18 protein-coding genes and 1 pseudogene are annotated in these 21,068 nt (G+C 67.2%); 8 read left to right on the forward strand and 11 right to left on the reverse strand.

Features of this window, described 5'->3' with window-relative positions; translation table 11 throughout:
- The first annotated feature begins 100 nt into the window (after positions 1-100).
- The gene (locus MVG78_RS19780; RefSeq protein ID WP_247560919.1) at positions 101-1,336 is read left to right on the forward strand and encodes a histidine-type phosphatase; all 1,236 of its coding nucleotides are present in this window, start codon (positions 101-103) and stop codon (positions 1,334-1,336) included.
- An 86-nt stretch (positions 1,337-1,422) separates the two neighbouring features.
- Here the strand turns inward: MVG78_RS19780 and MVG78_RS21840 are convergent, their stop codons facing one another.
- Positions 1,423-4,131, reverse strand: coding sequence for an MFS transporter (locus MVG78_RS21840; protein WP_345892905.1), 2,709 nt, complete (start codon positions 4,129-4,131; stop codon positions 1,423-1,425).
- Here MVG78_RS21840 and MVG78_RS19790 point away from each other — a divergent pair.
- Together MVG78_RS19790 and MVG78_RS19795 are read left to right on the forward strand one after the other, a co-directional pair.
- The gene (locus MVG78_RS19790) at positions 4,130-4,969 is read left to right on the forward strand and encodes an AraC family transcriptional regulator (protein ID WP_247560921.1); all 840 of its coding nucleotides are present in this window, start codon (positions 4,130-4,132) and stop codon (positions 4,967-4,969) included. The genes MVG78_RS21840 and MVG78_RS19790 overlap by 2 nt on opposite strands.
- 131 nt (positions 4,970-5,100) lie before the next feature.
- The gene (locus MVG78_RS19795) at positions 5,101-6,030 is read left to right on the forward strand and encodes an NYN domain-containing protein (protein WP_247560923.1); all 930 of its coding nucleotides are present in this window, start codon (positions 5,101-5,103) and stop codon (positions 6,028-6,030) included.
- Positions 6,031-6,100: 70 nt separating this feature from the next.
- Here MVG78_RS19795 and MVG78_RS19800 read toward each other — a convergent pair whose 3' ends face one another.
- The 7 genes from MVG78_RS19800 to MVG78_RS19830 form a co-directional block, all read right to left on the reverse strand.
- Positions 6,101-7,708, reverse strand: a complete 1,608-nt coding sequence (locus tag MVG78_RS19800; protein WP_247560925.1) for an ArnT family glycosyltransferase — start codon at positions 7,706-7,708, stop codon at positions 6,101-6,103.
- Positions 7,709-7,848: 140 nt separating this feature from the next.
- Positions 7,849-8,034 (reverse strand): AAA family ATPase, encoded by a 186-nt coding sequence (locus tag MVG78_RS19805; RefSeq protein ID WP_247560927.1) that lies wholly within the window; start codon positions 8,032-8,034, stop codon positions 7,849-7,851.
- Between the two features lie 31 nt (positions 8,035-8,065).
- Positions 8,066-9,316: an MFS transporter gene (locus MVG78_RS19810; RefSeq protein ID WP_247560929.1), complete on the reverse strand. Its 1,251-nt coding sequence runs from the start codon at positions 9,314-9,316 to the stop codon at positions 8,066-8,068.
- Between the two features lie 78 nt (positions 9,317-9,394).
- Positions 9,395-10,534 carry a WD40/YVTN/BNR-like repeat-containing protein gene (locus MVG78_RS19815; protein WP_247560931.1) on the reverse strand — a complete coding sequence of 380 codons (1,140 nt, stop codon included), beginning with the start codon at positions 10,532-10,534 and terminating at the stop codon, positions 9,395-9,397.
- 35 nt (positions 10,535-10,569) lie between these two features.
- A complete protein-coding gene (locus MVG78_RS19820) occupies positions 10,570-11,424 on the reverse strand; it encodes an alpha/beta fold hydrolase (RefSeq protein ID WP_247560933.1) in 855 nt (284 codons plus the stop codon).
- Position 11,425: 1 nt separating this feature from the next.
- Positions 11,426-12,652, reverse strand: a complete 1,227-nt coding sequence (locus MVG78_RS19825; protein ID WP_247560934.1) for an acyl-CoA dehydrogenase family protein — start codon at positions 12,650-12,652, stop codon at positions 11,426-11,428.
- A 19-nt stretch (positions 12,653-12,671) separates the two neighbouring features.
- Entirely contained in the window at positions 12,672-13,181 is a 510-nt protein-coding gene (locus tag MVG78_RS19830) for a flavin reductase family protein (protein WP_247560935.1), read from the reverse strand.
- A 120-nt stretch (positions 13,182-13,301) separates the two neighbouring features.
- On the opposite strand from MVG78_RS19830, the gene MVG78_RS19835 reads away from it, so the two are divergent.
- On the forward strand, positions 13,302-13,793 hold the full coding sequence (locus MVG78_RS19835) for a MarR family winged helix-turn-helix transcriptional regulator (RefSeq protein ID WP_247560936.1): 492 nt from the start codon (positions 13,302-13,304) through the stop codon (positions 13,791-13,793).
- Between the two features lie 55 nt (positions 13,794-13,848).
- Here MVG78_RS19835 and MVG78_RS19840 read toward each other — a convergent pair whose 3' ends face one another.
- Positions 13,849-14,736, reverse strand: a complete 888-nt coding sequence (locus MVG78_RS19840; RefSeq protein WP_247560937.1) for a LysR family transcriptional regulator — start codon at positions 14,734-14,736, stop codon at positions 13,849-13,851.
- Between the two features lie 150 nt (positions 14,737-14,886).
- On the opposite strand from MVG78_RS19840, the gene MVG78_RS19845 reads away from it, so the two are divergent.
- On the forward strand, positions 14,887-15,825 hold the full coding sequence (locus MVG78_RS19845; protein WP_247560938.1) for a dihydrodipicolinate synthase family protein: 939 nt from the start codon (positions 14,887-14,889) through the stop codon (positions 15,823-15,825).
- A 14-nt stretch (positions 15,826-15,839) separates the two neighbouring features.
- Positions 15,840-16,604, forward strand: a pseudogene (locus MVG78_RS19850) (SDR family oxidoreductase); the annotation flags it as partial.
- 140 nt (positions 16,605-16,744) lie between these two features.
- On the opposite strand, the gene MVG78_RS19855 reads toward MVG78_RS19850, so the two are convergent.
- Positions 16,745-17,587 carry an IclR family transcriptional regulator gene (locus tag MVG78_RS19855; RefSeq protein WP_247560939.1) on the reverse strand — a complete coding sequence of 281 codons (843 nt, stop codon included), beginning with the start codon at positions 17,585-17,587 and terminating at the stop codon, positions 16,745-16,747.
- Positions 17,588-17,777: 190 nt separating this feature from the next.
- Here MVG78_RS19855 and MVG78_RS19860 point away from each other — a divergent pair, with 190 nt between their 5' ends.
- Together MVG78_RS19860 and MVG78_RS19865 are read left to right on the forward strand one after the other, a co-directional pair.
- Positions 17,778-18,527 carry an SDR family NAD(P)-dependent oxidoreductase gene (locus tag MVG78_RS19860; RefSeq protein WP_247560940.1) on the forward strand — a complete coding sequence of 250 codons (750 nt, stop codon included), beginning with the start codon at positions 17,778-17,780 and terminating at the stop codon, positions 18,525-18,527.
- Between the two features lie 46 nt (positions 18,528-18,573).
- Positions 18,574-19,887 (forward strand): MFS transporter, encoded by a 1,314-nt coding sequence (locus MVG78_RS19865; RefSeq protein ID WP_247560941.1) that lies wholly within the window; start codon positions 18,574-18,576, stop codon positions 19,885-19,887.
- A gap of 12 nt (positions 19,888-19,899) precedes the next feature.
- Here the strand turns inward: MVG78_RS19865 and MVG78_RS19870 are convergent.
- Positions 19,900-20,842, reverse strand: a protein-coding gene (locus MVG78_RS19870; RefSeq protein ID WP_247558396.1) for an IS630 family transposase whose coding sequence is annotated in 2 segments (ribosomal slippage) — positions 19,900-20,505 and positions 20,507-20,842 — 942 coding nt in all. Because the reading frame shifts where the segments join, the coding sequence is not laid out codon by codon here.
- Between the last annotated feature and the right edge of the window lie 226 nt (positions 20,843-21,068).

A 21,068-nucleotide genomic window follows, 5' to 3' on the forward strand; every position in this document is an offset into this window, starting at 1 on the left:
ACGGGAGGGAAACATGTGGGGAAAACGAGGCTTCGTCGCCGCGGCCTTGTGGGCCGGACTCGCGGCCATGCCGCAAATGGCCAAGGCCGAGGAAATGGTCATGGAGAAGGCCGTGACCCTGATGCGGCATGGGGTCCGCCCGCCGACCGAATCCGAGGAACTGAAGCATTACACACAGAAGGCCTGGCCGAGTTGGCCGGTCGCCGATGGGCAGCTCACGCCACACGGGGCTGAGGCCATTGCGCGGCTCGGGCAGTGGGAACGAGGCTATTACGCGGAGGCCGGGCTGCTTCCGGCGCAGGGTTGTCCGGACAAGGCCAGCGTCTTCGCCTGGGCCAATCGCGGGTATCAGCGCACCATCGACACGGGCAAGGCCATGCTGGCCGCCATGTTCCCGGGCTGTGACCTGACGGTCGGGGTGGCGCCGGGCAAGGGCCATGATCCCCTCTTCACGGCCCGGCAGACCGAGACCGGCCGCATGAATCCGGCCACCGCACGCGCTACGATCATGGAGAAGATGGGCGGCAGTTTCGACCGGCCGCGTGCCGAACTCGCTGCGCTTCTGCCGCCGCTCCAGGCGGTTCTGGATTGCTGCTCCGCCACGCTCTGCCCGGACAAGGCCAAGCCATGCCAGTTCGGCGATCTGCCCTGGAGCATCGCGACGTCGAGCAATGACGGGAATGTCGATTTCAAGGGCCCGCTGAATGTCGGCTCCACCATCGCGCAGGTCATGCTGCTGGAATATCTCGAGGGAATGCCGGCGGACCAACTGGGCTGGGGACAGGTCGCGACACGGGAGGATGTGATCCGCCTTTCCGCCATCCGGCTGCTGAAGTACCGCTACATGGAGGGCGTGCCCTACATCGCACGACATGGCGCCTCGAACATTGCCCGCCAGATCGCCCTTGCGCTGGAACAGGGGGGCGGCATCAAGCGGGATGACAGCGATATGGGGCCGCCGCCGGCGAAGCTGGTCCTGTTCGTGGGCAGCGATACGCAGATTGCCGAACTTGGCACACTGCTCGGTGCGCATTGGAGCGTCGATGGCTATCTGGAGGATGAGACGCCGCCCGGGGGTGGTCTGAGCTTCGAGCTCCTGCGCGGGAAGGATGGCAAGCATTATGTGCGCAGCCTGTTCCTGGCGCAGACGCCGGACCAGATCCGCGGTGCCCAGGTGCTGGATGGCAAGAACCAGCCGTCGCGCCATGTTGCGGTGCCGGATTTCTGCCGGGACAGCCTGAAGGAAGACGCCTGCCCCGTCGAGGTGTTCAGCAAAGGGCTCCGCGACAGGATCGATGTCACCGCTGTTTCCGTCCCGGCCTGGCGGCAGCAGTGACGCACTCTGAAGTGGAAGGGTAGAGGGCCCGGCCCGCTGGTGCTGCTGTCCGGAATGGACAGCAGCACGGATGATCGGTGGCCGGCTTACCCGGCCACCGGCCTTGGGCGGGATGCCGCCGCGACGGCCAGGGCACCGACGGCCACGGCGAGGGGCGCGAAGGACAGCCAGAGAACCGTGTTCCAGCCATAATTCGCCAAGAGGCTGCCGGACAGGAAGGACCCGAAGGTCATGGTCCCGAACACCAGGAAATCATTGAGCGACTGCACCCGTGCCCTTTCCTCCGGGCGGTGGCACTCGAGCACCATGGCCGACGCGCCCACGAAGCCGAAATTCCAGCCGAGGCCGAGCAGGATCAGGGTGAGCCAGAAATGCGTGATGTCCACGCCCAGGAGCCCCACTATGGCGGAGGCGGCGGTCAACGCCAGCCCCGTCATCACGACGCGGGATGCCCCGAAGCGGGTGATCAGGCGCCCGGTGAAGAAGCTCGGACCGTACATCGCGATCACATGCCATTGCAGGCCGAGATTCGCCGCCTCCTGCGACAGGCCACACAGCCGCATGGCCAGGGGGGCCGCGGTCATGAGGAAGTTCATGAGCAGATAGGACACGACGCCGCAGATCACGGCAGTGATGAAGCGCGGCTGGCGCGCGATCACTCCGAGAGGGCGGCCACGGCCGGTTTCCGCCACGCTGGGCATGGGGAGCCGGATGCCGAGCAGGACGAGGGCGGACACGGCCGCCACCGCCGCCTGGGCGACGAAGCTGGCCGCGAACATGTAGGGCAGCCACAGATCCATGGTGTAGGTGACGAGTTGCGGGCCGATGACCCCGGCGAAGACCCCGCCCGCCATGACGGCTGACAAGGCGCGCGGGCGCCGTTCCGGCGGCGCGCAGTCCGCGGCCGCGAAGCGGAAGGACAGCACCACGGCGGCATAGGCACCGGCGAGAAAGGTTGCCACGCAGAACAGCCAGAAGGACGCCAGGACGACGGCCAGGGCAGCGAGCAGGCCCGCGAGCATGCCGCATCCCGTTCCCGCCAGGAAGGCGGCGCGGCGCCCGTGACGCTGGGCGACGAGGCCGGCAGGCAGGGTACAGGCGGCCATCCCCACCACGAAGACGGAAATGGGCAGGGTCGCCAGCGTCTTGTCCGGCGCGAGCATGTTGCCGACGATGGCGCCCGTTGCGTACACGACCGTCGCGTTCGCCCCGGCGAGCGCCTGGGCGATGGCCAGCCGCAGGACGTTGCCGCGCTCGTGCCTGTAGGTCGGGTCGGAAGACTGTTTCACCAGAGTGCCGGCGTTGGCGTGCGTCATGATGTCTCTCAGGCCGTGAGAAGGCTTTTCCAGCGCGTCACGCGGCGACGGGCGGCGATGCAGGCGGCGGTCGAGGAGCCGACGAGCCTTTTCGGCCTCTCCACTGCGCATCAGGGACAGGAGGAGCATGTCTTCCACGATCTCGCGCTGGGCGCCACTGCCCCCGACACGCACGACCTCGGCCGCGACAGGTTCCAGGAGGCGGGCACAGGCCGCGTAATCTTCCTCCGCGAAGGCGAGAGCGGCACGGCAGATCGCGGGCACCACCGGCCCGGCGGCCAAGGCTCCGGCCTCGATCAGCGTCATCAGTGCCGTGACGCGCTGTTCGACCGCGGTCCTGTCGCCGGTGCCTGCTGCAAGAAGTGCCATGTGGATATCGGCGAAGGCGAATCCAGCCCTGGGAAAGGCTGGAGCGGCATAGGAGGTGGCCGCCTGCCACAGCCCCGCCGGCACCTCATGGCCATAGGCCTGCAGCCGCCACAGGAAGGAGGCGGTGTCGCTGACCACGTTGATCGGCATGCCGGCCGAGACCGACGGCTGGACATGCTCGCCATAGATCGCGAGTGCCCGGTCCGTGTCCCCATGTTCCAGGGCGGCGAGGGCCGCGTGCCAGGCGATATGGCCGTGCAGGATGCCGGAGCGTTCGTAGCCCGGCAGCCAGTCGGCGATCAGCCTGTCCGCTTCCTCTCCGGCACCGCCCTCGAACATGGCGTGCGAAAGCGCGTGGACCGCGTTGGCATTGTTGCTGCGGAGGCCATAGGCGCGCTGGGTCAGGTCGCGGCCATGCTCGACCGCGCCGTTCTCGGCATGGGACCAGCCGCGATAGGTGAGGAACCACCAGTCATCGGCCGCGAAATGGGCGGCATGGTGCTCGCACAGATCCACCCGCGCCTGATCGTGGTCGGCCCTGCCGGAGAAGGCGAGGAGCCCGAAGGCACCCAGGAGCAGGGAGAAGATCAGGACGTCCCGAGGCCAGGCATCGACATGCGCGATCGCCCGCTCCAGTGCCCTGGCGGAGTGGCCGTGGATCGCCAGGGCGAGGATCTCGACATGGTTCCGCTCACGCTCGGTGCCATGCCGGTTGACGATCTCCGCCGCCTTCGCGATCCGGGCCTTGGCCTGCACAGGCTCGGCGCGTATCGCGTGCAGGCGGGCGCGAGCCGCATGGGCGAGGGCGAAGTCGGGATCGGCCGCGGCCGCCTCCTCCAGGACCTCCGCCGCGCCCGGCCAAGCCGAGAGAAGGAGGTCGACCCCCTCCCGGTAGCGCCCGGCCGCGCGGTCTGAAGTGGTCGAGAGCGGCAGGCCGCGGTGGTCGAGGCGGGCTATGGCGAGGCTCCTCCCATCTGGAAACAGGTCAAGGCATGGGCGGCGGCCCAGAGGGCACCATCCCTCGCCGGATACTAGCCCGCCTCGCCTTGTCTGTATTTCGATGTTCAGCCATTTCATGTATATTAACAGCCAAATCCGGAGGAGGATCATGATCTGGGGGACGGTCACCGCACCGCCCGGCCTGCCCGCCCCGAAGCCGATGACGGTGCGTGCTCAGTCCATTCCGGCGCGTCACTTCTTCCCGGAACACGCCCATGGCTGGAACCAACTGGTCTATGCCATCTCCGGGGTGCTGACCGTGGCCGTGGAGGGGCGATCCTTCGCGATCTCGCCTGAGCAGGCGGTCTGGCTCCCGACCGGCCTGCCGCACCGGGTGGGTTCGTTGCTCGGAGCGGAATTCCGCAGCCTCTGGATCGCCGACGAGGCCGGCGCTGGTCTGCCGGAGACTCCCACTGTCATCGCCGTCAAGCCGCTTCTGAAGGCATTGATCGTCGAGGCGGCCGAGATCGAGGGATCTGATGACCGTGACGGCTATGCGGGCCGCGTCGCGGGCCTGATCCTCGATCAGCTCCGACGCGCACCATCCCTCTTCGGCGCCCTCCCATGGCCGCGCGAGGGGCCCCTGGCGATCGTGTGCGAGGCTCTCTACGCCGATCCGTCCGATCCCCGTGGCCCGGAGGAGTGGGGGCGGGCAACCGGGATCTCGGCGCGGACCCTGGCGCGGCGTTTCGAGGCGGAGCTGGGTATGAGTCTGCGGTCGTGGCGGCGGCGCCTGCGGGTCTTCAAGGCGATCGAACTGCTGGGCGGCGGAATGGGCGTGACACAGACCGCCATGGAACTCGGCTATGGCTCGGCCGCAGCCTTCGTCTATGCTTTCCGCACCGATATGGGATGCAGCCCCCAGGCCCATATGCGCGGGCGAGTGGCGGGCCGGGGCATTCTCGCGGCCTCCGAGGGCAGGACACATCACACCCTCCGGTCTCTATGAACTGGACCTGGTCCGGTCCATGAAGGAAGGAACGTTGCCGGAGCCCCCATGCGGATCGCCAACATCCACACCGCCCAGAGCCGTCTCTCGCGACCCATCAGCGAATGACCCCATCCGGCAGGACAGAGAACATGGAACGGCGGGTCGCGCTCTTTGTCGATTTCGACAATGTCTTCAGCGCCTTGTGCCTGCAGGCACCCGAAGCCGCCGAGATCTTCGTCGCAGAACCCGGGCACTGGCTCGACTGGATCGCGCAGCGCGACGCACCGCAGCCGGGGCGTGGCGGGACGGATCGCGCCGTGCAGCGCCGAATCCTGGTGCGGCGCTGCTACCTCAACCCGGTCGGCTCCCTGGTCCTGCCCGATGGCGAGCGCGTGTTCTTCGGCAGTTTCCGCGACAAGCTCGTGCGCGCGGGTTTCCAGATCACCGACTGCCCTCCGCTGACCCGTGGCGGCAAGACCAGCGCCGATATCGTGCTGGTCATGGACGTGCTGGACGCCCTCAGCCATGCGACGCGCTTCGACGAGTTCGTGCTGGTGTCGAGCGATGCCGACTTCACACCGGTGCTGCAACGCCTGCGCGCGCATGACCGGCGGACCACCGTGGTCGCGGTCGGCAATGCCGCCGAGGCCTACCGCGCCGCCGCCGACGAGGTGGTCGGCAGCGAGGTCTTTATCGGGCAGGCCCTGGGCTGGGCGCCGGAGCGGCGCGATCCCCCTGCCCCGCAGGCCGGTCCCCCGATGCCCGGAGGGAAAGTGCCAGCGCCGATACGGGACATGCCGGATGCGGCCTCGGACCCTGCCGCGGCGCGAGAGGCCATCCTTTCGCTGGTGCTGGAGGAGCTTTCCCAGTCCCCTGCCCCGCTTCACCTGCCGGCCCTGGGCAAGCGCCTGCAGGCGCGCCTGGGATCGCTGCTACGGAGTTCGGCCTATGGCGGCGCCGGCAGTCTGGCCCGCCTCATCGCCACCGCCGGCGATCCGCGCCTCAAGCTGATTCCCGGCCCGGGCGGCGGCTGGCTGCGCGATCCCTTCCGGCATCCATCCGCGCCTGAGGGAGAATGAGGCGGGCTGCCTGTTGAAGCACGGCAGCGCAGGCGGATGGGGGCTGTGACTGCCGCGCCCCTCGACCCGTTCAGCGCATAGCGCCTGGGGTATCGGCCTCGCCATCGGGCAGGCGCTGGTAGATCTGCCGCCTGTGCCGGCCCACGGGAACCTCCAGCACTTTCCGATAGTGCCGGGCCAGTTCATCCTCCACGGCCGCCAGGCTTTCCGCATTGCTGCGGGGCTGCATCCCTTCCCAGGTCACCACCATGCCCGGATGTGTCGCGAAGATCCGATGGATCTCGGTGACCTGATCGACCCCGATGGCGCCTGCCTCCTTCCGGTCGCTGAGGTGGCTCGGGAAGGCGTAGCGGGTCGGGATGCAACTGCCCGTCAGGTGGTACAGCACCGGCTCCCCATCGAAGACGTAGAGGCAACCCTTCAGCCGGGGCTGGATGAAGGGCACGATCCTTTGGATCTCGGTACCGTCGCCGCGTTGCCGGATGTGCTTCGTGACGAGGACGAAGCTCGCGACCAGTCCGAACAGGATCACGGGCAGGGCCGCTGGCAGGCGCGGCGTCCAGGCCGCGCGGCCCAGCTTCAGGCCGGTCCTCCAGCACGTGCCGAACGCCGGAGCGGCCATGGCCGAGAGCGGGACGAGCAGTGGCAGCGCGTAGTGTGAGTAGTAGGTCCCGAAGGCCAGAAAGCCGGCGAGGGCCGCCAGCGACCACGCCGTCACGAAATCCTGTGCCGCCACGGCATCCCGGCCACTCCCGGGCCGGATCAGTCGCCTGGGATAGCGGCTCAGAGCCGCGGCCAGCAGCAGCGGCGCGAGCAGGAGGAGGATCGACCCCAGACGCAACAGGCTTGAGCCCTCGCCGAAGGTGCTGCGCTCGAAGACCGACAGGAAATTCGCGTGGAGGAAGGCCTCACCCTGGCCTCGCAGCAGGTAGAAGGCCAGGGCCGCCACGGTGGGCAGCAGGCCGCATGCGATCCAGGCGGCTCCATGGAGCATGAGCACGGTGGGGCGGATCCCGGCGCGCCAGCCCTGCCAGAGCAGGACGCAGCCGAGAAACATCCCCTCGAACACTGCCGTGTACTTCGTCTGGATGGCCACGCCCGCGAGCAGCATGGCGGTACAGCCCAGGGTGAGCCGCGCGGCTGGGGAACGGCGACCCGCGCGCAGCGTCAGCCACGCCGCCAGAACGACGAACAGGTTGTAGAAGACCGGGGACTGACCGCCCACACCCTCAAAGGCGCCGAGGAAGGCCAGGTAGACCAGTCCGGAACAGAGTGCCCCGGCGCGCGTCGCGAAACTCGCCGCCACCGCAGCGATCATGCCGGCCGTCGCCGCGGCGAAGAGCGTCGCGACCACCTGATACTGGTAGACGCCCTCTCCCCCGAGCAGGCGGATGGCAGCATAGATCAGGAAGAGCCCGACAGGCTTGCGATCCCACAAATCGACGAACGGCAACGCGCCGTGCAACAGACGGTCGCCGACCAGGAGGTAGAAGGTCTCGTCCACACCCAGGGCGGGATTGCCGAAGACCGGAGCACGGATCACGAAGGCGAACAGCAGCAGGATCGCCGCGCAGAGGGTGAGCGGCATCTCGCGGGCGACATCCTCCTGCCCGGCGGCCGTGGAAAGCGGCTGGAGGGCAGGAGGATCGGGCACTGGCTGGCGCGCGGGGTCGGGCATCGACCGTTCTCCCCTGGGAAGCACGAAGCTTCTCCCAGCCCGCCTGGGCAAGGGCAACCCCGGCGGCACCGCTATCCGTGGTGGTGAGCAGGCCTGTTCCGGGAAGGGCATCATGCCGCCCGCAACTCATTGCCTGTCTTTCAGCCGGGACAACCGGGGTCGGGTCTCTTCCCCACGCCTGCCTCCGGTGCTGCGAGCAGGGGAAAATCCTTGCTCTCGGTGACCTGATGGTGGGCTTCGCTGCCGGCCGCGTCAGCCGGCAACAGGTCGAGGGCGAACTGGATGCGCCGGTGCTTCATCTTCAGCGCATGGGCCAGTGACTTCATCATCTACATCCTGGCAAGGCCAGCAAGGCTCTCAGTGTTGCGGAGCAATGACCCTGGTCGTCTGTAGGATGCGTGCCGGGGGCGGGTAGATGTAAGGCCCAAGCACCAGGAGCAGCGCGGAGGCGATAACCAGCAGCACCTCAAGGCCGATAAAGGCCGTCTCGTAGGAGCCCAGCGCCTGGAAGGTCCAGCCCAGCGCCCCCGCCCCGGCTGCCTGCCCCAGCATGACGAAGGAGAACATCGTGCCGTGGAGCGCCCCGAAGGCGCGCGTGCCGAAGTAGCGGCCGATGAGGAAGGACATCAGGTCGATCTCGGCGCCGATACCGAGGCCCAGCAGCACCGTCCCCACCAGGGGCCAGGGATAGGCGGCCTCGCTGCCCAGAAGCAGCAACCCCGCCAGAGGGCAGATCAGGAAGAAGACGCCGATATAGGGGGCGAAGACGCGGTCCATCAGCCAGCCCGCGAAGAGCCGCCCAACGATCAGCGCCAGCCCCGCCCCGGTCATGGCGGTCACGGCGAGTGCCGGCGGGATGCCGCGATCGGTCAGCATCGGCACCACATGCACCAGTGTGCCGTTGATGACAAAGGCAGCGATGCAGAAGGCCGCGACCATGGCCCAGTAGCGCCACATCCGCGCCGCCTCGGCGAAGCTGGCGCCGGAACTGCCCGCGCCATGCATGTGCGGAGCCTCCACCGCGGTCGGTTCCCGGACCACCAGCAAGGCCGGCAGGAAAGCCAGGATCATGATTCCGAGGCCGAGGCCGACATAGCCCAGCCGCCAGCCTATGCTGCGGATCATGAATTCGGAGGCCATGGGCACCAGCGCCGTGCCCATTCCCACGCCAGCCAGTGTGACACCGAGGGCAAGGCCGCGCTGCCGGTCGAACCAACGCGTAACGACCTTGGAATAGGAGGTCGGATTCTGGCCGACGCTGCACAGTCCGGCCAGGGCATAGAGGAAGAACACCATGGCCGGCGAGGCGTTGAGGAAGCACATGGCCGCCGTGGCGGCGGCGAAGAGCACGATGGAGACCAGCAACGGCCGCCGCACGCCATAAAGATCGAGCAAGCGGCCGAAGAAGGGCGTCGCCAGTGCCGCCATGAGGTTGGAGATGCCGATGGCCGCCGCCATGGTGCCGCGCCCGAAGCCCAGCTCCTGCGAGACAGGCTTGAGGAACACGCCGGCGGCAAAGACGTTGATGGAGCCCTGGCCGACGATCAAAGCCAGCGCCGAAGCCAGCGCGATGCTCCATCCGCGCCGGTTGCTGCCTTCCTTGAACATGTCCGTTCCCTTTGGTTCTTTTTGCGGGTGACCGCGCCCGCTCCGCTCTGCGGCGGATGACGGGCGCGGCTGTCGTCGTCAGACCTCGACCTTGCCCATGCGCTCCTTGGCCGCGTCGAAGAACATCATGTCGTCCACATTGGCGATGCGCGGGCGCCCCTTGGCCAAGCCGCGATAGAAGTCGCCCTTCGATACGGGCGCGACCTCGGCGATCATGCACCAGCTCTCGCCGCCATCGCGGCTGGCGAAGACCTGGCCATCCGTATCGGCGGCATAGAGGGCATATCCATCGGACCATGCCTCCAGCGTCAGCCCGCCCCACATGGCGCGCTGACCATTCGGCAGCCCACCCAGCAATGTCGTCCAGCTCTTCCCGCCATCGATGCTGCGGGCGATGCGGCCCCGGGCACGGCCCAGCCGGTACCAGTGCGGCGGCCAGCCCACCGCGCCGCCGACGAAGATCAGGTCCGGCTGGTCAGGATGCGCGACCATCGGCTCTGGATAGTCGAGTTCCGCGGCAAAAGCGTTGCGCTGCCAACTGGCGCCGTCGTCATGGCTTTCCATCATGCCGACCAGGCCGTTGGAGACGATGATCCGGCCGGGCCGGTCGGGATGCACGGCGATGCGGTGCATATCGACCTCGGCCGGGTCTGGGTCCACCGGCAGAGCGCGGAAGCTGTTGCCGCCATCTTCCGAAACCAGCAGCGCGCCCACCTCGATGCCGACATAGAGGCGGTCGCCCTGGATGACGATCTCCTTCACATGGCCCTGGTGCGGCGGCGGCGGAAAGAACCAGCGATGTGCATCCGGCACCTCGCGCAGCGCCGTCAGCTCCGCCCAGCTTTCACCGCCGTCGCGACTGATGAAGAGCGCGGCGGGCATGGTGCCGGCGATCAGCACCTCCTCACCCCGCAGGCGCCCGCTGCGGATGGCCCAGGCGTCGAACTGCGTGATGCCGTTGTTGACGAAGCGCCAGCTCTGCCCCGCATCATCGCTCCGCGCAACGCCACAGCCATGGGTGGCGGCGAAGAGCGCGCCATTCTCCAGTTGTGTCAGCCCGCTGACGAAGATCCCCTCCAGCGCACGGCCGCGCAGGAACCAGTTCTGCGCGCTCCGGCTTTCCAGCAGGAAGACGCCATCGACCGTGCCGATGGCCATGCTGCCACCGGGGGAGGCGACGCGATGCGCGTTCTCGCCCCCATTGGAGATCAGGATCATCCTTGCGTTCCTCTCGTTCTTCCTACAGGCGGCATTCATGTCACGGCCTCTCCGGTCAGGGCGCGGCGGCGCACGAAGCCCAGCAGCGAGCGTCCCAGCGTCTCCGCGTCCAGCCAGGCCGTCATCGGCACGATGTCCACGTCCTGGTGGCGGGTCTCCAGCTCGTCCAGCTCCGCATCCGGCATGATGCCGGCGAGCAGCAGGCCCGTGGCACGAGAGTGGGTGTTGTCGTTGCCGGGTACGATGCAGGTGGGCAGATCGAGCTGCCGCAACTCCGCCTCCGTCGCGCCGAGGATGGGCGTATGCAGGCCCTGCTCCAGGCTGTCGCGCCACTGGCGCATGATGCGGATGAAGCGCTCGGGCGGAACCGCGAGCAGGGTATCGGCGCGGGTGGGTTCCGCTTCGACCAGGTCACGGAAATGATCGGTGCGGATGACCTCGGCCATGCCACCGCGCTCGGCGGCCTCGATGAAGATCGTGTAGTAGCGCCGGGCCAAGCGTCGGACGGCGAACTCTCCGCCGGTCGGGCGCATCAGGAACAGGGCGCGGGCGATGCCCGGATGGCGCAGCGCCATCAGGATCGACATGCGGCAACCGGAGGATGAGCCGGCGAGGATGGCCTGCTCCGCACCCAGCCCCCGCATCAGGGCCACGGCGTCGTCAGCCCAGACCTCGAACTCGCTGGCCGTGTCCTCGATGGAGACACCGGAGCGGCCGGTGTTGCGGCGGTCATGCAGCAGGACGCGGCAGCCGCCGTCGGCAATGACGCCGGCAATGTCCCGCATCTCGTCCAGGCTGCGCCGGCCGCCCGGGGACAGCATCACCCAGGGACCGTCTTCGCCCAGAACCTCATGGTAGAGACTGGTGCCGCGGATGGAGGCGAAGGGCATGTCAGTACTGCCCCTTCGGCTCAAGGCCCAGGGCGAACTGGCCGGCCATGCTGCCCACCGCATCCCAGTTCAGGCTGATATGGCGGCCGACCGCGTTCACGTCGCGCCAGGCCCGCTGCACCGGATTGGCGAGGTCCAGTCCCTGGCCGCCGGTGGAGGCATTCAGCGCTTCCGCCGCACGCAGGGCGAGGCCGGTGGCGAAGGATTGCCCCCGGCGGCTCGCGATGCGGTCCTCCACCGAGATCTCCTCGCCCGCCCGGGCGGTCTCGGCGCGGGCACGGAGGTCTCGCAGCAGGATTTCCCGCGCGGCATCGACGGAAGCGGCTGCCTCGGCGACGCGCAACTGGATGGTGGGGAATTCCGCCATGCGATTGCCACCGCCGGCCACCGCACCGCGCGTGATGCGATGGCTCGTCATGTCGAGATAGCTTTCCAACGCACCGGCGGCCGCCCCCACCGCCGTGGCGGCAAGGCAGGAGGGAATGTTGCAGAGCATCGGCATCGCGTAGAGCGGCACGCCATGGAAGTCGCGGCCCGGAGTCCTGCCGGTGCCGGTATCCCGCACCTGCAACACACGGTGGACGGGCACGAAGGCGTCCTCTACCACCACGGTGCGGGAGCCGGTGCCGGCGAGGCCCACCGCGTGCCAGGTATCGTCGATCGTGAAGTCGGCCTTCGGCACCAGCAGAAAGGAAAGGACGGGTGGCACTCCCTCCTCGCCGGCCGGGATGAGCACGGAGCAGATGGCCCAGTCGGCGGCATCGCAACCGCTGGCGAAGGCCCAGCGGCCATCAAGGCGGAAGCCGCCCTCCACAGGCCGCACCTTGCCGGTGGGCGCGTAGGAGGCGCAGGCGGTGGCATCGGGATTGCCCCCCCACACGTCGCGCTGTGCTGCCTCGGGGAAGCTCGCGATCAGCCACTGGTGCGCGGCCAACAAGCCACAGGCCCACCCGGTCGAAGGACAGGCGCCCGCCACATCCATGATGAGATCGGCGAGGATGGCGAAGTCCTGCTCAAGGCCACCGAAGGCACGTGGCTGCACGGTGCGGAACAGCCCGGCCTCGCGCAGGGCGACGACGTTCTCGTCTGGCACCTGGCGCCGGCGCTCGGCCTCCGCGGCACGGGAGCGGATCTCCGGCAGGAGATGGCGGATGGCGGCCTTCAGCACGGCGGAAATGTCCCCGGCCTGCTCGTGCGGGAGACGGGGTGTAAGGGAGATCTGGTTCATTGGGGGTCTTCTCCGGTCGCTAGGCGGCGGGCGCGGCGACGCAATAGCCCGCGTCGTGGTAAAGCAGAGGCGAGCTGCTTTCATGCAGTTCTGCCTTCTCCACTTCGCCGACGAGGATGAGATGGGTGCCATAAGGAATGGCGGCGGCCTTGCGACAGAACAGGTTGGCCTGCGCGCCAAGCAGGAAGGGCACGCCTTCCTCGCTGTCCTGCCACTCATCCCCATCGAAACGGCGCTCAGGCGGCACGCCGCCGCTGAAGGCCGCGGAGACATGGCCCTGGGCACTGTGCAGCACATTGACGCAGAAACGGGGGGCCCGCAGCAGGATGTCGTGCAACAGGGTTTGCCGGTGGATGCAGACCAGCAGCGATGGAGGCTCCATGGAGAGCGAGGTGACAGCGGTGGCCGTCATGCCATGCCGGCGTGCATGGTCGCAGGCCGTGACAACGGTCACCGTGGATGCGAAGCGCCGCATGGCGGCACGAAAGGCAGCGGGCACGCCGGGGGGCGTGGCAGCAGGGGACGTCATATCTTCCTCCGGAATGCTTGCTTGGCGCAGGTCTTTCCGGCACGCAGCCTAACCACCGCACCTTGATATTTGCAAATGCAAATTTTGCTTATGCATGTTTTTTAATACCGAGGGGACCGCATGTACCGGCTGACCGAATCCTTCCCCTATCTCGTCAACCGCGTGGGCGTCCGGATGGGAGAGGTCTTCTCCCGCCGGCTGGAAGCCTATGGGGTGACCCTGCCGATGTACCGGGTGATGGCCGCGCTCCGGATGCAGGGTGACCAGCGGCTGGGAGATTTGGCCGAAGTGACATCGGTGGAAATGTCCACCCTCTCGCGGCTGATCAGCACCATGGTGGCGAGGAAGCTCGTTTCCCGCCAGCGGCCGGAGGATAACGGCCGCGCGGTGGAGATCAATCTCACGGCGCAAGGCAGTAGCCTGGTGGAGGAACTGATGCCGCTGGCCGTGCAGCACGAGGCCCTGGCCCTGCGCGGCTTCACCCGGGAAGAATCAGAGCGGCTGAAGCGGGATCTCGTGCGTGTCTTCGAAAATCTCGTCGCCTTCGAGTCCGAGATCGGTGAATCCCACGATGAGCGACCGCCCCCGGGCGACGTGGGGCAGAAGGCATGAACTCGCCGCCCGGTGCTTGCGCAGGAAGTGGCAACACGACCCCGGTCCGGCGAGGCTAGCGCGCGGGAGATGGCTGTTCGCTCAACCCTTCGCGCAAGGCCTGGACCAGCAGGAGGATGAGGGAGTCACGGGGCCCCCGGGGAGCGACCAGTCCAACCGAGCGATAGTACCGGCCTTCATCGACAGGGATCTTCCGGACACCGGAAGCGGCGTGGCCTCTGACACCCCAGTCCGGCAGCAGCGTGACGCCCAGGCCCTGCCCCACCAGGATGATGATGGCCTCCAGCGCATCCATCTCGAAGATTTCCGGCAGGGAAAGGTTCCGGTCCTTGAGATAGGATGTCACGATATGGCCGGTCCAGGCGTCCCGATCCATCCTGATCAACGGGGCTGACCGAAGCGCTTCATCGACCTTCCTCAGCCGGTTGCCGGAGGGCACGAAGAGCGTAAGAGGCTCGCGGCGGATCTCGTGCCAGGTCATTCCCTTCGGTAGGCCGAACGGTGGTTGCACCATGAGAACGCAATCCAGTTCGCCATGCTCCAATCTCCGGTAGAGATGTGCCGAAGTGCCTGGAACCACCTTGATCTCGACGGAAGGATGTCGCTCCGTGATGATCTTCAGCGCCTGAGGCACGACATTGGTCAGGGCGGTCGAGATCGAGCCCACACGCAACTGGCCGCGCAGTTTCCCAAGCTGAACGATGTGCTTCAGATCATCCACCTTCGAAAGGATGTCCCGAACCTGATCGAGCACGGCCTGACCGGCTTCTGTCAGCACAAGGGCGCGGCCTCGCCGCACCAGAAGTGGTACCGCCAGATCCCTTTCCAGGGACTGGATCTGTTCCCTCACTGACGCATTTGCCAGATTGAGGTGACGCGCGGCACCCGCCAGCGACCCCGTTTCGGCGATGGCAACCAGGGTCGCGAGGAAGCGCGTGTTCATGCGTACCGCACCTGTGGTCGGCGTGTCAGGGGTCCGCCGCATAGCTATGCCCAGAACGCCGGATTTTCCATCATTTGATGGTGCCTTATTGGGGTTTTTCCGACACCATCCTTGGTCTAGCCTTCAGGCACGAGAAACCTGGACAGGCACATGGCACTGAACCACACGGCCCGGGGCGTGTTCCCGATCGCTCCCACACCGTTCCACGCGGATGGGCGTATCGATTTCACCTCCATCGACAGCATGACGGACTTCTACCGGTCTGTCGGGGCAACCGGGCTGACGGTCCTCGGCGTGATGGGAGAAGCCCCGAAGCTGGACGGAGCCGAGGCGCTGGAGGTCGCGATCCGCTTCATCCGGAAGGCCCAGGACCTCCCGGTGATCGTCGGTGTCTCGGCTCCTGGCTTCGCCGCCATGCGGAGCCTGGCGCGGGCCTCCATGGATGCCGGCGCGGCAGGGGTGATGATCGCCCCTCCGAACACCCTTCGCACCGACGACCAGATCGTCGGATACTACCGCCAGGCCATCGAGGCGATCGGGGATGATATTCCCTGGGTGATCCAGGACTATCCGCTGAACTTCTCCGTTGTGATGACACCAGGGGTCATTCGCCGCATCGTCACCGAACTGCCGTCCTGCGTCATGCTCAAGCACGAGGACTGGCCAGGGCTGGAGAAGATCAGTGCCCTGCGCGGCTGGCAGGCGGACGGATCGATGCGCCCCGTCTCCATCCTGTGCGGCAATGGCGGCCTGTTCCTCGACTTCGAGGTAGAGCGAGGGGCCGATGGGGCGATGACGGGATATGCCTTCCCGGACATGCTGGTGGATGTCGTCCGCCTGCAGAGCGAAGGGCGCCGGGACGAGGCGCACGACCTGTTCGATGCTCATCTTCCCCTGCTCCGCTACGAGCAGCAGCCTGGCGTCGGGCTCGCCATCCGAAAATACGTTATGGCGCGGCGCGGGATCATCGCCTCGGACGCGCAGCGCAAGCCTGCCCAGGCCATGACCGCCAAGGCGAAAAGCGAAGTCGAGTATCTGCTTGCCCGTCTCGCACGCCAGGACCAACGCGCCGCGAAGCTGGTGGCCTGAGAAAGGACGCGCACATGGATCTCGGGATTGAGGGCCGCTCCGCTCTGGTGCTGGGCGGCGGCCTCGGCTGGGCGATCGCGGTCGCCCTGGCCCGCGAGGGTGCGAAGGTCACGGCGGCCGATATCAGCGCCGAAGCCCTGGAAGGGACGCGGCAGGCCGTGTCCGCTGTCAGCGGCACGATCCACACGCTGGTGTGAGACCTGGCCGATCTGGCTGCCATCGACAGCCAGATCCGCTCCATCGAGGAGCAGCGTGGCCCGGTGGGTATCCTCGTCAACGACACCGGCGGTCCGCCGCCGACGCCGGTGTCAGGACAGGACCCCGCCATCTGGGCGAAGCACTTCAACGCCATGGTCCTCTCCGTCGTCGCTATTACCGACCGGGTGCTGCCGGGTATGCGGGCGGCAGGCTGGGGGCGGATCATCACCAGCACCTCGTCCGGCATGATCACTCCGATCCCGAATCTCGGCCTGTCGAATGCCCTGCGCTCGACACTGCTCGGCTGGTCAAAGACCCTCGCGCGCGAGGTGGGCCGGGACGGCATCACCGCGAACATCATCCTGCCCGGCCGCATCGCGACCGACCGTATCCGCTTCCTGGATGAGCAGAAGGCAAAGCGCGAGAACCGGACGGTGGAGGAGGTGTCCGGCGAGAGCACCGGGTCCATTCCCATCGGCCGCTACGGTAAGCCTGAGGAATACGCGGATGCTGTCGCGTTCCTGGCCAGTGCCAGGGCTTCCTACATCACCGGCTCCGTCATCCGCGTGGATGGCGGCCTCGGTGCAGCCCGAAGCGCTACGGCCGGGCATACCCGTCGCCGTGCTGGCGCGGCGCGGGCGGATCAACGGCCGCCTGAGCACCACCGAGGTGCTGGAGCGCGGTGCGTCGTAGGTGCCCGCCTCCTAATGGCGGTTGCCGTTCAGGCTTTCCACGCACGCTCCCCATCGTCCGGCACTGTCTTCACCACCTCCCCATGCCAGCCCAGGGAGCGGCTGATCTCAGCAGCGGCGGCACGCACCTCGCCAGACAGCACTTCCATCCGCTCTGGCTGCATGTAGGGCAGCAGACTGGACACGCTGACCGCTGCGACGATTTCGCCGCTCGCGTCACGGATGGGGGCGGCAACGCAGAACAGCTCCGGCTCGTTCTCCCCGAGGTCGAAGGCCACCCCCCGGGCTGCGTAGAGCCGCATGCGCTCCAACCACTCGCGCCGCGCCTTGCCGCTGACCGGCACCGGGCCGGCGCGACCGCGGCCGACGAACTCTTCCCACTGCGCTTCCGGCAGGTCGAGGATCAGCGCCTTGCCCAAGCCCGTACTCCAGACGGGATGCCGGTCGCCGGCTGCCGAGCGGATCTCAAACGGCCGGCCACCGGGCACCTTGTCGAGATAGAGCACACTGCCTTCGTCCAGGATGCCGAGTTGCACCGTGTCCAGCGTCTGTGCCGCGAGCCTGCTGAGGAACGGCTGCGCCGCCTGGTGCAGCGGCAGGGTGCGGCGGAAGCGTAGCCCGAGTTCGCCGAGCTTGGGGCCGAGGCAGTAGCCACTACCTGGTGAGAAGCCGAGGTAGCGCCGGGCCACGAGGGCGGAGGCGAGCCGGTGGGTGGTAGTCCGGGTGGTGCCCAGCGCTTCCGCAAGTGCAGGAAGATCCGTTGCCCCCGCCGCCACGGCCTCCATGACGTCGAGGCCGCGGAGCAGCGTCTGCGCCCCTTCTGTCGCAGGTGTGGTCCGTGGCCTGCCGGGATGCCGTTTCTTGCTGTCCATGATTCCTTCGCCCAACGCGTGCCTGCTTGACACCTGCGTGCACGGGCCGTCAGATATACCACATAATAGATTAATATACCATATTATGGTATAAAAGAAATGGGAGTGACTATCCGATGCGTTTCCGCGCATGTCCTCTATCCGCCATACATACGCAGTCCGCCTCTGGCCCCGATCGGGAGACAGTGTGATGGCGGATGACACCCGTTTCGCCGGCCGCGTTGCGGTCGTCACCGGCGGCGCGGCCGGCATCGGCCTCGCGGTCGCCCGGCGCATCGTCGCCGAGGGCGGCAGGGTGGCGGCCTGGGACCGTGATTCCGCCGCGATCGAGGTGGCGCGTGCGGCGCTCGGCCCGGAAGCGGTCGGGATCGCCCTGGACGTTTCCAACTGGCCGGAGGTGGAAGCAGCGGCTCATGCGACGGCCGAGCGGCTTGGGAGCATCGACGTGCTGGTGGCAAGCGCCGGCATCACCGGGCCCAATACCACCACCTGGACCTACCCGGTTGATGAGTGGCGGCGGGTGATGGCGGTCAACCTCGATGGCGTCTTCCACTGCGACAAGGCGGTGGTGCCGTTCATGCTGAAGAAGGGCTACGGCCGCATCGTCAACATCGCCTCCATCGCCGGCAAGGAGGGCAACCCCAACGCTCCTGCCTACAGCGCATCCAAGGCCGGCGTCATCGGGCTGACCAAGTCGCTGGGCAAGGAACTCGCGAAGTCGGGGGTCACGGTGAACTGCGTCACCCCGGCTGCGGTGCGCACCGCGATCTTCGAGCAGATGAGCCAGGCGCATATCGACTTCATGCTGTCCAAGATCCCGATGGGCCGGTTCGGCGCCATCGAAGAGGTGGCCGCCCTGATCTGCTGGCTGGCCTCGGAGGAATGCTCCTTCACGACAGGGGGCGTGTTCGACGTCTCGGGCGGGCGGGCGACCTACTGATCCCGCCCGGACGGGCGACCCAACAGAACAAAAAGGGGGAAACCAGATGTCGTCCTTCGCCACCGTGGCGACTGAGGGCAGCAGCGAGGACATCCGCGGCCGGGTGATGGGCAAGCTGCGCTGGCGGATCGTGTTCTACTGCTTCGTCCTGTTCATCATAAACTATCTGGACCGCGTGAATGTCGGCTTCGCCGCCATACACATGAACCGCGACCTTGGGTTGTCAGCGACGGCCTACGGCTTTGGTGCCGGCGTGTTCTTCCTCGGCTACATCGCCTTCGAGATCCCCAGCAACATGGTCATGCACCGGGTCGGTGCGCGCATCTGGATCGCACGGATCATGGTGAGCTGGGGTCTCCTGTCTTGTGGCATGGCCTTCATCGGCGGCGAGACCTCGTTCTACATCCTGCGCTTCCTGCTGGGTGCCGCCGAGGCCGGGTTTGTGCCGGGCATCCTGCTCTACATGACCTACTGGTTTCCGGCGCGAGACCGCGCCCGGGCGACCGCGGGCTTCATGACGGCGACCGTTCTGTCCACGGTGATCGGAGCGCCCATCTCCGGCTGGATCCTGGCCAGCGTGCCGAACTGGCATGGGCTCGCCAGCTGGCAGTGGCTGTTCATCCTGGAGGGACTGCCGGCCGTCATCCTCGGCGTGGTCACCTACTTCTACCTGGTGGACCGGCCACAGGACGGGCGCTGGCTCGACGCTGCCGAGCGGGGCTGGCTGGTGGCTGAGCTGGAGCGCGAGAACCGGGAGATCGCGGCCGTCGGCACGCATGAGTACCGGGCGATCTTCCGCGATTGGCGGGTCTGGCTGCTGACACTGATCTACATGTTCAACGCCATGGCGGTGTATGGCGTGGTGCTCTGGCTGCCGCAGATCGTGCGTTCCATCGGCGGGCTGTCGGACCTGCAGACTGGCTTCGTGACCGCAATCCCTTTCGTGTTCGCGACAATCGGCCTCCTGCTGGTCGCGCGCAGCTCCGACCGCACGGGGGAGCGCAAATGGCATACTGCCCTGTCCGCCCTTGGGGGTGGGTTGTTCCTTGCGGCGAGCGGGCTCGCGCCGTCCCCGATGACCGGGCTGCTGCTCCTCTGTGCCGCGGCCTTCGGGGTATGGGCCGTGCTGGGCGTGTTTTGGTCACTGCCGACACAGTTTCTGACGGGGGCGGCTGCGGCAGCCGGTCTTGCGGCGATCAACGGCTTCGCGCAGATCGGCGGCTTCGCGGGTCCGTACCTGGTTGGCTGGATCCGCGACACGACGCAGAGCTTCACCCCCGCGCTGCTTACGCTCGCCGCGGGGCCGATCCTCGCGGCGCTGCTCTGCCTGCTGATCCAGGTGCCGGCGACGCGCAGCTAGAGTCTGTCAGGTTCAAATAGAAGCATAGCCGGCATGGCGGAGGTATGCGGCGCATTCGTCGGCGGTGAAGGTCAAGAGCAAGTCGCCGATCTTGCGCCAGGTGGCATCGATGGAGCGTTCATCGGCCTTTCGCAGGAGGGTCTTGAGCTTGGCGAAGACCATCTCGATCGGGTTGAGGTCGGGGCTGTAGGGCGGCAGGAAGAGCAGCCTGGCACCGACGCTCCGGATCGCATCGCGGGCTGGTTTTCCCTTATGACTGCCAAGGTTGTCGGCGATGACGATGTCTCGCGGCCCGAGGGTCGGCAGCAGGAACTGTCGCACCCATGCTGTGAAGGACAAGCCGTTGATCGGTCCGTCGATGACGCAGGGGGCGACGATGCGATCGTGCCGCAATCCGGCCAGGAACGTCAGCGTCTTCCAGTGCCCGTGCGGCACCTTGGCCAGGAGCGGCGCCCCGCGCAGGCTCCAGCCTCGTGTGCGGGTCATGTTGGTCTTCACCCATGTCTCGTCAATGAAGACCAGGCGGGCCGGATCAAACCGATGTTGACGGGTCCGCCAACGGGCCCTCAGACGCGCCAGGCTCGGCCGTTCCGTCTCGCTTGCCAGCAAAGTTTTTTTTGAAGGTGAGGCCTTGGCGGCGCATAAAACGCCAGACCGTGTCATGCGACACGTCGATGCCGCCGGCCTTCAGGTCGGCGGCAAGTGCCCGCACGGTCCAATCCGACTTCGCCGCAAGGCGGCTGGTCAATGCTTCGGTCGCATCCAGCAGTCTCGGCCGACGATTGCCCCCCACCTTGCGGGCCGCCAGACCATGCCCGGATCGGGCAAGTTGACCAATCCGTACCGCACTGGCGACCGAGACGCCAAAGCGTTTCGCCGCTTCTCGAACCGTCGACCCACCAGCCAACGCAGCTGCCACACGGATCCGCAAATCCAGGGAAAGGGCTCGAGCCATCGCCGCTGGCCTCCCATCCAGCAGCCATCTTGAATCACGGCCGCCCCGCGTCGCAGAAGTCAATTCTCGATTCAGAAACAATCTGACAGACTCTAGGCCGGATGTCAGTCTGAGGTGGGGTGGCTCTGCCTCAGACTTGATGTGGCGGGCGGCCCTGAGCGGCATCTGTGCACCAAGCTCAGGGTTGCCGATGGAGCGGGCGGTCTGGATGATGCTGGAAGCGGTC

The sequence above is a fragment of the Roseomonas gilardii subsp. gilardii genome (assembly GCF_023078375.1).
GTDB classification, from domain to species: domain Bacteria; phylum Pseudomonadota; class Alphaproteobacteria; order Acetobacterales; family Acetobacteraceae; genus Roseomonas; species Roseomonas gilardii.

Excerpts from the sequence above, each read along its gene's own strand:
- MVG78_RS21840 (WP_345892905.1), bottom strand. The coding sequence starts at position 4,131 with ATGATCCTCCTCCGGATTTGGCTGTTAATATACATGAAATGGCTGAAC.
- MVG78_RS19810 (WP_247560929.1), bottom strand. The coding sequence starts at position 9,316 with ATGTTCAAGGAAGGCAGCAACCGGCGCGGATGGAGCATCGCGCTGGCT.
- MVG78_RS19805 (WP_247560927.1), bottom strand. The coding sequence starts at position 8,034 with ATGAAGTCACTGGCCCATGCGCTGAAGATGAAGCACCGGCGCATCCAG.
- MVG78_RS19825 (WP_247560934.1), bottom strand. The coding sequence starts at position 12,652 with ATGAACCAGATCTCCCTTACACCCCGTCTCCCGCACGAGCAGGCCGGG.
- MVG78_RS19845 (WP_247560938.1), top strand. The coding sequence starts at position 14,887 with ATGGCACTGAACCACACGGCCCGGGGCGTGTTCCCGATCGCTCCCACA.
- MVG78_RS19800 (WP_247560925.1), bottom strand. The coding sequence starts at position 7,708 with ATGCCCGACCCCGCGCGCCAGCCAGTGCCCGATCCTCCTGCCCTCCAG.
- MVG78_RS19865 (WP_247560941.1), top strand. The coding sequence starts at position 18,574 with ATGTCGTCCTTCGCCACCGTGGCGACTGAGGGCAGCAGCGAGGACATC.
- MVG78_RS19855 (WP_247560939.1), bottom strand. The coding sequence starts at position 17,587 with ATGGACAGCAAGAAACGGCATCCCGGCAGGCCACGGACCACACCTGCG.
- MVG78_RS19835 (WP_247560936.1), top strand. The coding sequence starts at position 13,302 with ATGTACCGGCTGACCGAATCCTTCCCCTATCTCGTCAACCGCGTGGGC.
- MVG78_RS19860 (WP_247560940.1), top strand. The coding sequence starts at position 17,778 with ATGGCGGATGACACCCGTTTCGCCGGCCGCGTTGCGGTCGTCACCGGC.
- MVG78_RS19790 (WP_247560921.1), top strand. The coding sequence starts at position 4,130 with ATGATCTGGGGGACGGTCACCGCACCGCCCGGCCTGCCCGCCCCGAAG.
- MVG78_RS19780 (WP_247560919.1), top strand. The coding sequence starts at position 101 with ATGGAGAAGGCCGTGACCCTGATGCGGCATGGGGTCCGCCCGCCGACC.
- MVG78_RS19795 (WP_247560923.1), top strand. The coding sequence starts at position 5,101 with ATGGAACGGCGGGTCGCGCTCTTTGTCGATTTCGACAATGTCTTCAGC.
- MVG78_RS19815 (WP_247560931.1), bottom strand. The coding sequence starts at position 10,534 with ATGATCCTGATCTCCAATGGGGGCGAGAACGCGCATCGCGTCGCCTCC.
- MVG78_RS19840 (WP_247560937.1), bottom strand. The coding sequence starts at position 14,736 with ATGAACACGCGCTTCCTCGCGACCCTGGTTGCCATCGCCGAAACGGGG.
- MVG78_RS19830 (WP_247560935.1), bottom strand. The coding sequence starts at position 13,181 with ATGACGTCCCCTGCTGCCACGCCCCCCGGCGTGCCCGCTGCCTTTCGT.
- MVG78_RS19820 (WP_247560933.1), bottom strand. The coding sequence starts at position 11,424 with ATGCCCTTCGCCTCCATCCGCGGCACCAGTCTCTACCATGAGGTTCTG.